Source organism: uncultured Haliea sp., from assembly GCF_963973825.1.
Taxonomy (GTDB): Bacteria; Pseudomonadota; Gammaproteobacteria; order Pseudomonadales; family Halieaceae; genus Haliea.
Genome location: NZ_CAXBAE010000002.1, coordinates 470,353 through 484,796, shown reverse-complemented (window position 1 = coordinate 484,796; position 14,444 = coordinate 470,353). Strand labels below are relative to the sequence as shown.

The window sequence follows — 14,444 nt, the reverse complement described above, 5'->3', positions numbered from 1 at the left end:
TTACCACTTTGAGCTTTGTACGACTGAAGTCATGGGTTGTTCAGAGCATCCCTAACGGGTCGTCTAAGTCCAGATTTCAAAACGATCGCCGATTTCAGAAAAGATAATGGCGGAGCAATTCGCAAAACCTGCGCCCAGTTTGTTGTCCTTTGCCGTCAGTTTGAACTGTTTGAGCACTCCACTCTGGTTATAGATGGCAGTAAGTTCAAGGCACTCAATAGTCGAGATCGAAACTACACGCCTGGAAAGCTTAAGGCGCGCATTGCCCAGACTGAAGAGCGTGTTGTCCGCTATCTTGACGAACTTGATCGGGCCGACCGGCAGCCTGACTCATTACCTCAGGCGCGAATTGAACATTTAAAGGAGCGCCTGGCGGCCGCAAAAGGGCTGTTGAAGCGGCTGGATTCCTTAAACGAGGTTATTGAACAGTCGCCCGATCACCAGGTTTCCCTGACTGACCCGGACGCCCGCTCTATGGCAACCAGTGGAAAAGGCACTGGAATTGTAGGGTACAACGTGCAGGCAGCAGTGGATGCGAAGCACCACATCATCGTAGCCCATGAAGTGACAAACCTGGGTCACGACCGATCTCAGCTGGGGAATATGGCTAAACAAGGGAAGCAGGCAATAGCCAAGGACGATGTCACTGTCTTTGCAGATCGTGGTTATTACAGCGGCGTAGAAGTACTTAAGTGCGAGCAGGAAAATATTACCGCGCTAGTTCCAAAGGTATTAACTTCAAATAGTAAAGCGGCGGGTCGTTTCGATAAACGGGACTTCGTCTATAACGCCGAAGAAGATGAATACGAGTGTCCAGCGGGCAAAATAGCAAAATATAGATTCAGTTCTCAGGATAAGGGTTTGAACGTCCGGCTCTATTGGACATCTGAATGCCCGGCTTGCCCAATCCGCGAAAAATGTACGACGTCCGATTATCGACGAATTCGACGGTGGGAGCATGAGGCTGTGATGGATCGAATGCAAGATCGATTGGATAATTTGCCTGAAGCGGCAAGAATTCGGCGACAAACTGTCGAGCACCCATTTGGAACGCTAAAAGCATGGATGGGTGCGACGCATTTTTTGACTAAAACGCTCCCAAGAGTGAGTACGGAGATGAGCTTGCATGTATTGGCCTACAATATGAAGCGCATGTTGAGTATTTTCGGTACGCGGCGATTGGTGCAGGCGATCCAGGCCTGAAAACCTGACCCCTATATTTTTGAGAAAATAATTAGGCCGGCTGGCCAGGATTTGGAATTGGTAGTGAACCAACGTTTCGGCGAGTTTTCACACAGGCTGGACCCAAAGCGGACCCCACGTAGCGGGTCGTGCCTGGCAGGTGGGGCCAGCTCTGAGGGAACCCCGGGGTGTTAATCGCGCTGTTCTTTGCTGGTGGACGGCATGATTAGAGAATCTTCGAGCTCCGTAGTGAAACTCCAGTTAAAAAAGGACGCCGAGAGTTATTATGGATTTAGATCCCTACCTTATTGATGAGATAAAACACGGCAAGGTCGCGTTACTTTTCGGTTCGGGTGCTTTATACGGTGCAAAGTTCCCAGACGGCAAAGGACTTATACTTGGCGATGACCTGAAGCTTGAAATTTGCGAGCAGTTCTTGGGAGGTGAGTATAGAGAAGAGACCTTACAGTTTGTATCTGAACTCGCAATAAATAAATGTGGTTTATTCAAGCTACAGGACTTCATTGCGGAAAAGTTTGATGGCGTAGAGCCGGGTGAGTTCCACAAAAAAATTGCTCAGTTCAAATGGAGGGCACTATTCTCAACTAACTACGATCTCCTCATTGAAGACTCCTACAGATTGGCGACCGATAGCTTACAGAAATGCAGGTCAATTGTCTCAAACAATGACCCACTTGATGAAGCAAGTCGCACCGACGAATTTGTCCCATTGGTTAAATTGCACGGGTGTGTTACACGTCGTCGGGATATGGCCATTCCGTTAATATTGACTATTGATCAGTACAATGATTGTTTGGCCAATCGAGACCGTCTTTTCAAGTTTCTTTATCAAGTCGCGTATGAAAACACGATGGTGTTTGTTGGCCATAGTCTAAAGGACCCCAACATCCGACATGTTATTTCCCTTATAGATAAGGAGGTGAAAGAAGGAAGGCCACGCTATTATCTGATAAAGCCGGGAGCACGCCAGCCAGAAATCGAGCTTTGGCAATCACGGAGAATTACGGTGCTCGATTGTGGGCTGGAAGATTTTATAAATGCTATAGAATCGTCTGTGAGTACCAAGGAAAGACGGCTATCCCTGGCATTACCTCCGAGATCACATCCAATACAATCGAAGTTCACTCGTAATGTTGAGCCGAACGCCGAGTTAATATCCTTTCTTTCAAATGATGTGGATTATGTGGCAGGGTCTAATATTAATCAGGAGGGAGACGTACGAGCGTTTTATAGCGGTGCAGGGCAGGAATGGTTTCCTGTTACAAACTGCCTTGATGTCAGACGAACATTGGGCAAGAAAATATACTCAGAGGTGATTCGGGTAGCGGAATCAGAAAGAGAGTCAGGCGTAGAGTTTTACGTGGTAAAAGGAGAGGCTGGCTCTGGAAAATCTGTATTGTTAAGGCGCCTATGTCACGACTCAGCCTTGGAAGCCGGGTTGCTGTGCTTGTATGCACGTCCACTCGCAAATATTACCTTTGAAAAGTTGGAGTTTATTTATCAATTAACCAAGGAGAGGATTTTTCTTTTCTGGGATAATACAGCCGCAAACGTTGTTCCTATGGCAAAGATCCTCCGAGCAGCAAGAAAATCCGAGATACTTCTCACGATCATAACTTGTGAGCGCTATACAGAATGGAATGGCAAGTGCGAGGAAGTACTAGATTCATATCTCACAAGAAATTACCTGCTCCCATATCTTGGCCCTATGGAGATCGAAGAGTTGGTTGGTCTTCTTGACAGGCACAATTGTTTAGGGCCAGCACTGGAGCCTCTGACTCATCAGGAGAGATTAGGGAAGTTCGAGCAGAGTTACGGCCGTCAGTTACTGGTAGCTCTACACGAAGTTACGATGGGCGCTAGCTTTGAAGATATCATTCAAAACGAATATGACGCGTTACAACCGGATCAAGCCAAGTTGCTGTACAGAACTGTTTGCGTGCTCAACCGGCTTAGAATTCCTGTGCGCGCTGGGCTTATATCAAGAGTTTTTGGAATCACATTTGAAAAGTTTCAGAAGGACTTCTTTCGGCCTTTACAGAAAGTGGTTTTGACATACGGGTCGACTGATACAGATGTTCACTATATGGCTCGGCACTCGGAGATCGCGGAGATAGTTTTTCAGCGCTGCTTTGACACTGACATTGATCGCTATCATGAGTATGTACGGTTGATCGAGGCTTTAAATATATCCTTTGAATCAGACAGGCGGTCGTATCGGCAGCTGATAAAGGCGCGAAATTTAGTCGATATATTCTCTGACTATCAAGATGTGAGAAGAATATATGAAAAAGCTCTCGAAGAAATAGGGCGTGATTCCTATCTACTCCAGCAGATGGCAAACTTCGAGCGGATACGTGATAGTGGAAACCTTAGCGAAGCCGTGTCACTGTTAAAAGAAGCAGCACATGCTGCACCCCATGATCAGTCTATACTACATTCACAAGCTCTTGTATGGCGAAAGAGAGCCGAATTAGCGGAGGAAATTGCTGTTCGTGAACAATTCAGGAGAGAGGCCAGGGGTATACTCAATAGCCTTGCTAGCAGTGGGGGTCATACGCCACACATAGATTCCGGGCTGATAGAAATAGCTTTGGACAATCTCAGTGACATATTAACTGATTCAGATTTGCCTGAAAAAACAATTGATGAAGCAATACGAGATATAGAGAAGGTAGTGAGTGAAAGTCAGAAGCGCTTTCCCACCGAGGATTACCTTCTGTCACTTGAAGCAAGATTTGCGGCAATGTTGCGTGACGAGCCAAGGGCGACGAGAGCGTTGCAGGCGGCGTTCAGTAAGGATTCACGTGATCCGTTTATCGCAATACGGCTGTCTCGAATTCATCTCGATAACAAGGATTATCAACAAGCGGAACTTGTATTGAAAACCTCTCTAGATCAAAGGAGAGGAGATAAGAGATTGAATTTTGCTTACGGCGAATTACTCCGTAAGACCGTTTCTGGTAGCTCAGATAGGAAGGCATACTATTACCAGAGAGCATTTGCTCCAGGCGATCAGAACTATCAAGCTCAATTCTGGTTCGCACGTTTTGCTCTTGAATCCACCGACACGAAGTTGCTTGAAAAGTCTATTTCAGCTTTTTCTTCTCTTAGAAGGGCGAGAGTTTCTCATGAAATGCGAATTAAGGTTCGTGATATTTTCGGTGAGTATGAAAATCCTAAACGTATTAGAGGAAGCTTGGTAAGAAAGGCTGCAACGTACGCACTTTTTAGAATCGCTGAGTTGCCGCTCAACGTGTTCCTACATGAGAATAATGTAGTAGACGATGTTTGGGAATTACTCGAAATGGGTGAGCAAGCTACATTCGAAGTCGGCTATAGTTATTCAGGGTTAGTCTGTGTCAACTTGGAGCTAGTGTGAACTTAATAGGGAAACGAGACAATACTAATGTGTTTACACGTAGGAATCGGCGCATGGACGGCGAACGTATTCGTTCGGTGAACTGATCGAGGATATCGATTTCTTGCTAGTGTAATGTCCGCTCCTGGCTAATGGGGACAAAGGATGAATCGTGATTGCATGGATCGTTCGGTTATCTAGGTTGAATTGCGGGCGATAATCGCTAACACGGCGATTGCTGGCTATAAATGGTTTTGCTGTCGGCTTCGATTCTCGGATTAGCCGGAATGGCGTTTTCCGACCTAGTCTGGCTATTTGCTGCTAGGCATCACATCGGAGATACATATGGAATTCGAACAAGTTATCATTCACTGTAAAACCTTGAAATCGGAAGTGGACAAACTTGGTGATTCAGACGGTGCAAAACTAAAAGGTCTTAAGGCTCGAATCTTTGATTTTCTATCTAAAGCTGGTGGTTCCAATAATACTTTTCTGAAGCAAATTTCTAGTGTGAGTAACAGCGGCACTGCTTATCAAAAGAACGTAGTAAGCGAGGTCTTGAGCTCGTTCATAGCACATATGGAAAGTGGGCTTGTTGGTGGAATTAGTCCGAAGAGACAAGCTGAACTAGATGTCGTCTCAGACCTGCTAGAACAAGCAAATTCATTACTCGAAAACGCCAAGGTGCATCCCGCAGCGCCTGCGGTTCTCATTGGTGCCACGCTCGAAGAGTTCTTAAGAACTTGGATCGAAGAAGAAAGTTTAAGTCTCGGAGGTAAAAAGCCTGGCTTAGACGCCTATTGCAAAACATTGCGAGAGCAGGAGCTTATTACTAAGCAAGATGTAAAAGACATCACAGCGTGGTCTGGCATACGAAATCACGCCGCACACGGGGAGTGGTCGGAAGTTGAAGATAGATCGCGCATACGTCTAATGCTCGAGGGAGTAAACCTATTCATAAGGCAAAGAACGGCGTAAAAATACCTAACAAACAAAGGCTGCATCGCGTTCCCGGCTGGACGCGCTAACACACGCGGCTGATTGGGTCGCTAACAAACGTCCGCTTCTGGCCGGAACTGGCACCCAGGTAATCGGATAGCCACTGTACCCTTGCTGGCAGAGTAGGTGTTAGACGATCTTCCGCAGCGAGGATAAACTGGTTGCATGGCGATAGAGCGAGAAGCGATACCTGTTTATGAACGGATCGGGGAAGGGTATGCCGAAAGACGGCGCGCTGACCCGGGTTGGCTTATGCAGATTCATAGTGCGCTGGCCGGCGACAGCTTTCTTCTGAATGTCGGAGCTGGGTCTGGATCTTACGAGCCAATGGACCGGATGGTCGTCGCCTTGGAGCCATCTGAGCTGATGATTGCGCAGCGCCCGCCGGGGTCTGCTCCAGTTGTACGGGGGCGAGCGGAAAGACTTCCCTTCGCAGATCGATGCTTTGATGCAGCGTTGGCAGTACTTACCGTCCATCACTGGGACGACCCTGAAGCTGGATTGGCCGAACTTAGTCGCGTGGCTGCGAAGCAGGTCGTCGTTACCTGGGATCCGAGCGTGTTCGCATCCGAGTTTTGGCTGGTTCGTGACTACCTACCCGAGGCAGAAAATCGGGAGCAGGGGCTAGCGACTATATCAACGGTTCAACATTGCCTTAGGAATGCGGTCTCCACTCCTATGCCTGTCCCTTTCGGCTGCACGGACGGATTCTTTGCTGCTTACTGGCGGCGTCCACATGCATATTTGGACGAGCGGGTTCGTAACGCGATCTCCGGACTCGCGCTGCTGGATCAGCGGTTGGTGAAGTCGGCGATGGGGCGCTTGGCATCCGACCTTGCTGATGGTTCATGGTACGAGCGATATTCTGAACTAACCGGGTTAGAGCAACTCGACCTTGGCTATAGAATTGTTGTCGCAGAGTCATGATCACAAAATATCGTCTACCAATTGGGTCCCGGCTAGCGAGAAGATGCTACTGAAGGTGGTGGTCCAACAACCACACGTTGGCTTGTCAAGATAATGAGATTGTAGGCGTCGCCAATCTGAGGCACTATCTTAATCATGGATTACGACGTGCCGGTGCTCATACCGGCCTTGTTCTCCGGCCCTTACATCGAGGCAAAGCATTGAGAGACCTACTGTTGAGGCTATCGATTGGGGGAGTCATGGAATTCCGGATCGCAGTTCCGTCGCCACCGCTATGCGCGGCGTTAAGGTTTTGAGTATGGCGTCCAAAGCCTTACAAACATTTGAGCATACAATTCAAGATGCGAATGATCTGCTGACCCACTTTGACTCCCTGAACAAAAGTCCTCCGCCGCAGGAAATTGAAGTTCTGAAGCGGGCAAGCTTGGTCATGGCACTGGCCGCGTTGGAGGCCTACTTTGAGGATCTTCTTTCTGAGTCCGTGGCTGTTCTATGCCACCAACAGACCGCAGGCGAAAGGTTGTCGGATTTCTTCCAAACATCACTCGACAATGATCTAACGACGTTCCATACACCCAGCACTGACCGTGTACGGCCAATGTTCGTGAAGTATCTCGGTTATGACGTAACCGAAGGGTGGTCCTGGAACAACTGTACTCCTGCGATGGCAAGGAAAGAGCTGAATCGTCTAGCGAAGAAGCGTGGAGATATTGCGCACAGATCTCAGCGCCCCCTTCCAAATCAGCCAATGCCGCATGCTGTTACGCGGGATGAAATGCGAAAACATATCTATTTCATTAAAGAACTCGCAAAGGCAACTGACGTATACGTTCAAGAAAACTCAAGCATCTCTCTAACGCCGGCGTCAAAAAGCGGCGCGGCTTAGCCTGTCGTCAGCAAACGTCCGCTTTTTGCCGATTACAGTCCTCAGATAACAGGGGTGGATCGCATCCACGGCCTGCTATACACCATTAGTTCTGTGCTCCTTCCACGACGGCTGCAGCCAGTTGGTTGCGGGTTTCCGTGGCCTGGCTCAAGCGTTCCTTGAGTTGGTCGCAGAGTGCCATGAGTTCATGGACTTTTTGGACAATGCGGTGTTGTTCCTCTATCGGTGGTAATGGGGCTAGCAATGAGCCGATATGTTTCTGGTTGACGGTTTTTTGTCCCGCAGTGCTGACAAACAAATCCTCGATACGTGACCTAACCAAATTTGTCGAGCCAGCTAGGGCGAAAAATCGCGGGTCGATAATTTCTGAGTCTGTTCGCATGCGGATAAAGTGGTCACAGAAAATACCATCGAAAGGCTCCTCGACTGGTATGAAGCGGCCAACTAAGTCTGCGCTACCATTGACACGAATAATCAGTATGTGGCCTTCCCTGACAGCGTATTTGCTTATCGAACTATTGCTTATAAGCAAGCGCCTAGGGTCGTTCAGTGTAATCTGGAGATTCGTGATGTCCGCGAGCCTGAGAACTATTACCTCAGAGCCAGATTTATCCCCTCTGCTGGAAGCGCCATTTTGAAAGTCTGGCAACAAGTCTGAAACCCGAACCCAAGACCAATTTGCGGGCAAGTTGAAGGGGGCATCTATCTTTTCCGATATGCATTGCCTACTACTGCCTTTCAGTTTACCTTGCTGAACTAGTTGTGCTCGCTTGCTTTCTATTTTCTGAAGTAGTGGTGACGAATCCGCGGAACTAAAGTTTTGCTCCACCAGCCGCCCCATCACTGCCAGTTGCAGGATGGTTTGCTTGAGCTTGTCGATGCTCTGTTCGGTTGTGAATAGGGTGTCGAAGTGGGCGGCGAGGCGGGCCCAGTTGTCGGCCAGTTCGGTGGCTTTTTCGGATTGGGTGAGTGTACCGAGCAGGGTGTCCACAAGGGTTTCGTGGGCTTCGAGCTGGTCGCTGGTATGCTGTTCCAGCCGGTCGCAGAGGGCCATGAGTTCATCGACTTTTTGGACGATGCGGTGTTGTTCTGTTTTCGGAGGCAATGGCATCGCCAGTGCTTGAATCTGCGCTCGAGAAACATTTTTCATGGAGCTGCTGGTTCCACCTGCTACCGACAAATAGTAAGCCCTAGCATATGAGCTGTTGTTGAAAAGATTCACATACAATGGATCAACATGCTGGCTAAACACAAACCGAATTATCTTGTCGCTCATCATCAGCCTTCTTGGCGCTCCCTCGGGCACAACGACGGAACGCGCGACCAGTTCAGCTGTATTTGCTCTTGAAATTAGAAAATCAGAGGGTTGAACCTGATATTCAGGTCTGGGAGTTAAATTGTCCGGCAGCTCTTTGTTCTCACTGGGCTGAAATTGTCCCCACGTAACTGCACTGACCTTCAACACCCCCCAGTTCTCGTTTTCTCGGGGAGTATCATGACACTTCGGGCTCCAGCCGGCTTCAGAGTGGAGCGCAAGATTCCCGAGCCTTACCCATTGCCAGGATTCTGGTATCTCAAATGCTTTGTCTGAGTCATCAACCGATGGGACTCGTTTTGGGAATCTTATGCATCCTTGCTTAACTAGATTTGCGATTTCGTCATCAATGCTTTCCAGTATGCTGGATGCAGGCTCATCCTCCGCATCCTGTTTTACCAGGCGTCCCATCACGGCAAGCTGAAGGATCAACTCACGCAGCTTCTTGATCCCGGTCAGCTCAACCTTGCCGTTACTCACTCGGCCACTGCTGGATTTCTTTGTGACTGCCCCGGTCCACAATTCCAGATGCTCGGTAATCAGCTCCCGCGCACTCACGCCGCATCTCCCTCGCTGTTTTCATCGCGGTTGTGAGAAAGCGCATCGGCCAGGATATCCCGCAGCTGGTGGCGGATTTCCTGGATTTCGGCCTGTTGCTGCTCGTACCTGGCCAGCAGTTCATCCGGGTCGTGGCTGACCCGTTCGCCCTGATGGGGGTTCTTGATGTCCAGGTTGTAGTTGCGGGCCTTGATGTCGTTGATGGATACCTTCCAGGCCTGCTCGGTTTCCTCGCGGCTGGCGAAGCCGTCCGTCTCGGTGCCCCACCAGTCGATTTCGGTCTGGAACTCGACGAACTTCATGGGCCTGGTTTTGCTGTAGCTTTTGTAGCCTTCCGGATAGGGGTGCTCGTAGTACCACACAGTTTCCGTGGGCTTGCCCTTGGTGAAGAACAGCAGGTTGGTCTTGATGCCCGTGTAGGGGTTAAACACGCCGTTGGGCAGGCGCACGATGGTATGCAGGTTGCACTCTTCCAGCAGCTTTTCCTTGAGGCGGGTTTTCATGCCTTCGCCGAACAGGAAGCCGTCTGGCAGCACTACGGCGGCGCGGCCACCGTCCCGCAGCAGGTGAATGAACAGGGTCATGAACAGGTCCGCGGTTTCCCGGGTGCGGAAGGCGCTGGGGAAGTTGGTTTCAATGCCGTCTTCTTCCATGCCACCGAAGGGCGGGTTGGCCACAATAACGTCTACCCGCTCCTTCGGGCCCCAGCTGATCAGCGGGCGGGCCAGGGTGTTGTCGTGCTTGATCTGGTCCGGCACCTCGATGCCGTGGAGGATCATGTTGGTGGTGGCCAGCAGGTGCGGCAGGGGCTTCTTTTCTACCCCATGGATGCTGGCCTGGAGGATGCGCTCGTCCTCGGGGGTTTTCACATAGAGCTTGCGCTTGTGCTCGATAGTGCAGGTGAGAAAGCCGCCGGTGCCGCAGGCGGGGTCCATCACCTTCTCCGCCAGCTTCGGATCCACCCGATCCACCATGAACTCGGTGACCGCCCGCGGGGTGTAGAACTCACCGGCGTTCCCGGCGCTCTGCAGGTCCTTCAGCAGCTGCTCGTACATGCCGCCGAATTCGTGGCGCTCCTGGGCCTTGTTGAAGTCCACCCCCTCCTGGAGCTTGTTGATGACCTGGCGCAGCAGCTGGCCGGACTTCATGTAGTTGTAAGCGTCCTCGAACACGTTGCGCACCACGAAGGCGGTCGGCGTCTGGCTGTGCTTTTCCAGGTTCTGCAGGCCCGGGAATAGGTCGTTATCGATAAAGGCCTTTAGCTCGTCGCCGGTCATACCCTCCGGATCCGCCGCCCAGCTGCGCCAGCGCAGCCGCTCGGGAATCGGCGAGCGGTAGTCGTCGTCCAGCAGCTCCCACTCCAGCTCCCGGTCATCGAAAATCTTGAGAAACAGCATCCAGACCAGCTGGCCGATGCGCTGGGCGTCGCCATCCACGCCAACGTCCTTGCGCATGATGTCCTGAATGGATTTGATGGTGGTGCTGATTGACATGCGGGATTCCAGTTCCAGATTTCAGTGGGTGCTTGAATGCAAAGTTCCAGCCTGACCCCGGTCCATGGACCGAGGACAGGCAGGGTGCCGTGTGTTGCTGGTTTGTCCGCTCACCCTTCGTTGGCGCTTGCGTAGAGCGCCGCTTCCAGGTCGTGCACGGCCTGCTGGTAATGGGCTTTGTCGCCAAAGGCCTGGACCAGCTCCATCGGTGCGCCGAGCTGGCTGAAGGGGTCGAGCTGCAAGATTTTGATGTCTTCAATGGACTCAATACCGGTGTCGGCATACTTGTCCAGCAGGGCTTCCAGTACCTGGCGGGCCACGCCTTCGTAGCGGGCAAAGTAGTTGCACTTTCTCACCTGCTCGGCTCTCTCGCGGCGCGACAGCGGCGGCTGGTCAAAGGCAACGTGGCAGATCAGGTCGAAGGGATCGAGGGGCTTCTTGAGCTTCTTCTCCACCTCGTCGGCCAGTGGCTCCCACAGCACGCCCTGGCTGGCCAACTCCTCGATAATTGCCTGCTTCTGCTCGGCACTGCTCCAGCGGCGCAGAAAATCGTCCAGGGAGGCGAACTGCCTGAGCACGCACTGGCGGGTGTAGTCGCGCAGGGTCTCGGTGATCAGCTTGCCGTCGGGGCCGTAGTACTGCACTCGTTCAGCGATAATCCGGATCGGCACATTGTTGACCACATAGCGGGTACGTCCCCCCGGTCCCGGTCCCTCACCCGGTGGTTCCGGGGGCTCGGGCAAGCCCGCGCCGGGCTCTCCTGTGGTATCACCAGGCTCTCCTTCAGTACCCGGCTCATCCGGCGGCACCGGTGATTCGTCGCCGTGAGGGCAGTAGATCTGCACCGGATCGCCGTCGAAGGCCGGGTCGGCGAACAGCTCGGTGGCCTTCTTGAAATCCATGATGGTGAACCAGAATTTGCCGTAGTCCTCGTTGATGCGGGTGCCGCGGCCAATAATCTGCTTGAATTCGGTCATCGATTGGATGTGCTGGTCCAGCACAATCAGCTTGCAAGTCTGGGCATCCACCCCGGTGCTCATCAGCTTGCTGGTGGTGGCAATCACCGGGTAGCGCGACTCCGGGTTGATGAAGTTGTCCAGCTCCGCCTTGCCTTCTTGCTCATCACCCGTAATGCGCATCACGTACTTGCGGTTCTCCTTTACCCGCTGAGGGTTCAGGTTGACCAGGGCGGAGCGCATGCGCTCGGCGTGGTTGATGTCGTCGCAGAACACGATGGTCTTCTGGAAAGGGTCGGTGGCCTCCAGATAGTCGGTGATTTTCTGCGCCACCGCCTCAGTGCGCGCCTCGATCACCAGCTGGCGGTCCATGTCCTTCAGGTTGTAGACCCGGTCCTCAATCAGTTCGCCGAACTTGTCGCGCATGCCCTTCGATGGGCGCCAGCCTTGCAGGTCCTTGTCGAAGTCGATACGCACCACCTTGTAGGGGGCCAGGAAGCCATCGTCGATGCCCTGTTTCAAGCTGTAGCTGTACACCGGCTCGCCAAAGTAGTGAATGCTGGAAACCTCGCGGGTTTCCTTGGGGGTGGCGGTCAGGCCGATGTGGGTGGCGGCGGAGAAGTAGTCCAGAATCTCGCGCCAGGCGGAATCCTCGGCGGCACTGCCCCGGTGGCACTCGTCGATCACCACCAGGTCGAAGAAATCCGGGGAGAACTGCTTGTAGATGTTCTGCTCTTCCTCGCTGCCGGTCACCGCCTGATAGAGGGACAGGTAGACCTCGTAGGAGGTGTCGATCTGGCGCCTGCTGATCTTGGTCATTGCCTGACCAAAGGGTTTGAAGTCGTTGTTCTTGGTCTGGTCCACCAGGATATTACGATCGACCAGAAACAGGATGCGCCGCTTCTGCCGCGACTTCCACAACCGCCAGATGATCTGGAAGGCAGTGTAGGTCTTGCCGGTGCCGGTAGCCATCACCAACAGGATACGGTCCTGCCCGCGGGCCACGGCCTCCACGGTGCGGTTGATGGCCACCGCCTGGTAGTAGCGCGGCGCCCGGCCACTGCCGTCGTCGTAGTAGGGCTGCTCCACCACCGCGCGTGCCGGGCCGGCGACGCCTTTGTATTGGCAGTAACGCTCCCACAGATACACCGGGGAGGGGAACTCGTCCAGGCTAAGGGTGGTTTCGGTGGCAGGCCCCATGCCGGTGCGGTCGTGGAAGAGGAAACCGTCGCCATTGCTGCTGAAGACGAAGGGCACATCCAGGGCATCGCTGTAGGCCAGAGCCTGCTGCATGCCATCGCCGAGACTGTGGCTATTGTCCTTGGCCTCGATTACCGCGATGGGCTGGTTCTGCTGGTAGCTCAGCACATAGTCGGCACGCCGCTGCTTGCCCCTGGAGTGCAGGCGGCCGCGGACGATGACGCGACCGGCGGTGAAGGTGACCTCTTCGCGGATCTGGGTTTGGAGGTTCCAGCCCGCCTGGATCAGCGAGGGTGTGATGAACTTGGTGCAGATGTCCCTCTCGCTGAATTGCTTCTTATCCATGCCTGAGACAGCCTGCTCGTCCATTCATCGGGGCTTTTCGTTGTTGGCTGGACTATAACACCCACGACGAATGGGTCCAAAACATGCCGTGTGGTGATCGTGATCCAGGTACGCTCCACGACTTGCAGGAAAATCACCGGCTCGGAATCAGATTGGCTACACTCAGGGACATAGTCCTGCCGGAGACAGGCTCGATGTGTGGCCGTTTCAACGTTACCGAGATGCCCGGCCTCCAGAACCTGCTGGATTCTCTGGGCATCGATGTACGCTTACCACCGCCCCGCTACAACGTCGCGCCCACCGAAGATGTGCTGCTGCTTCACGACGGGCAGGGGGAATTGGCCCGCTGGTGGCTCACCCCCTCATGGGCAAGAGAGGTCAGCACGAAATACAGCATGTTCAATGCCCGCGCCGAGTCGCTGGCCCAAAGCCCGGCATTCCGCGGTCCTTTCAAGAGTCAGCGCGGCATCGTCCCCATGAGTAGCTTTATTGAGTGGCGTACAGATCAAGGCCACAAGCAGCCGTGGTTGATCACCAACAAAGACAGCACCCTGGCCGTGGCGGCACTGTGGGATGTCTGGCGAGGTCAGCCGGCCCCCTTGCTGTCTTGCACCCTGGTCACCACAGAAGCTGCCCCAGAGTTCCAGCCCTGGCATTCGCGAATGCCAGTGATGCTGTCGCGGGAGGAGTGCGTCCGCTGGCTCGACAATGCCGAGGAGATACTTCCCGCTGATCCGCTATTTCGTGCGGAACTAAAATTCCCGTTGGCCCTGCACCCGCTGGCGTCGGGTATTGGCAATTCCCGGAACAAGGATGCGGCATTGCTGGAGCCGGTCGGGAAAGTGGTGTGGCTTGAGGGTAGGTGATGGCTACAATGAGCCTCTCAGTGGCCGCCACGGCCCAGCTGACGCGCTGATCTACGTCTATCGATTGCATAAGCTGAGCTTGGTGTGAGGGCGGGACGCGATTACTGGGAGTGCTGATGTACCATTTTCGCTTTATGGGGATTAATGTAGGGATAGATCTTAAATACTATCTAAGTCATTGAATTTATTGCGCTAGTGGTGCCGGAGATATCCGCGGGCAGGGATACCGGCTGCTCATTGCTGTGTGGATCAATGAGTCGCCTCCAAGTGTGCCATCGAGGTAGGTCTGGGCAGTTGTTGGTCACTTTTTAAGCGTTTATTTTATGGCGGGAATA

Annotated in this window: 9 protein-coding genes; 6 read left to right on the top strand and 3 right to left on the bottom strand. The window is 52.8% G+C overall.

Going from position 1 to position 14,444, the window contains the following annotated elements; genetic code table 11:
* Nucleotides 1–36 precede the first annotated feature (36 nt).
* The 5 genes from AACZ17_RS04720 (at nucleotide 37) to AACZ17_RS04700 (ending at nucleotide 7,376) form a co-directional block, all read left to right on the top strand.
* Nucleotides 37–1,203, top strand: coding sequence for an IS1182 family transposase (locus AACZ17_RS04720; protein ID WP_290743432.1), 1,167 nt, complete (start codon nucleotides 37–39; stop codon nucleotides 1,201–1,203).
* A gap of 265 nt (nucleotides 1,204–1,468) precedes the next feature.
* A complete protein-coding gene (locus AACZ17_RS04715; RefSeq protein ID WP_290743427.1) occupies nucleotides 1,469–4,585 on the top strand; it encodes an SIR2 family protein in 3,117 nt (1,038 codons plus the stop codon).
* A 324-nt stretch (nucleotides 4,586–4,909) separates the two neighbouring features.
* Complete coding sequence (locus AACZ17_RS04710; protein ID WP_290743421.1) at nucleotides 4,910–5,542, top strand: hypothetical protein; 633 nt, start codon at nucleotides 4,910–4,912, stop codon at nucleotides 5,540–5,542.
* Nucleotides 5,543–5,728: 186 nt separating this feature from the next.
* Nucleotides 5,729–6,490 (top strand): class I SAM-dependent methyltransferase, encoded by a 762-nt coding sequence (locus AACZ17_RS04705; RefSeq protein ID WP_290743417.1) that lies wholly within the window; start codon nucleotides 5,729–5,731, stop codon nucleotides 6,488–6,490.
* A gap of 298 nt (nucleotides 6,491–6,788) precedes the next feature.
* The gene (locus tag AACZ17_RS04700; RefSeq protein WP_290743390.1) at nucleotides 6,789–7,376 is read left to right on the top strand and encodes a HEPN domain-containing protein; all 588 of its coding nucleotides are present in this window, start codon (nucleotides 6,789–6,791) and stop codon (nucleotides 7,374–7,376) included.
* 85 nt (nucleotides 7,377–7,461) lie between these two features.
* On the opposite strand, the gene AACZ17_RS04695 is transcribed toward AACZ17_RS04700, so the two are convergent.
* From AACZ17_RS04695 to AACZ17_RS04685, 3 genes are all read right to left on the bottom strand, one after another.
* Complete coding sequence (locus AACZ17_RS04695; protein WP_290743377.1) at nucleotides 7,462–9,249, bottom strand: restriction endonuclease subunit S; 1,788 nt, start codon at nucleotides 9,247–9,249, stop codon at nucleotides 7,462–7,464.
* Nucleotides 9,246–10,742, bottom strand: coding sequence for a class I SAM-dependent DNA methyltransferase (locus AACZ17_RS04690; protein ID WP_290743344.1), 1,497 nt, complete (start codon nucleotides 10,740–10,742; stop codon nucleotides 9,246–9,248). Before AACZ17_RS04690 ends, AACZ17_RS04695 begins: the two co-directional genes overlap by 4 nt.
* 110 nt (nucleotides 10,743–10,852) lie before the next feature.
* Complete coding sequence (locus AACZ17_RS04685) at nucleotides 10,853–13,243, bottom strand: DEAD/DEAH box helicase family protein (protein ID WP_290743332.1); 2,391 nt, start codon at nucleotides 13,241–13,243, stop codon at nucleotides 10,853–10,855.
* A 194-nt stretch (nucleotides 13,244–13,437) separates the two neighbouring features.
* Here AACZ17_RS04685 and AACZ17_RS04680 point away from each other — a divergent pair, with 194 nt between their 5' ends.
* Nucleotides 13,438–14,109: an SOS response-associated peptidase gene (locus AACZ17_RS04680; RefSeq protein ID WP_339637820.1), complete on the top strand. Its 672-nt coding sequence runs from the start codon at nucleotides 13,438–13,440 to the stop codon at nucleotides 14,107–14,109.
* Nucleotides 14,110–14,444: the final 335 nt, after the last annotated feature.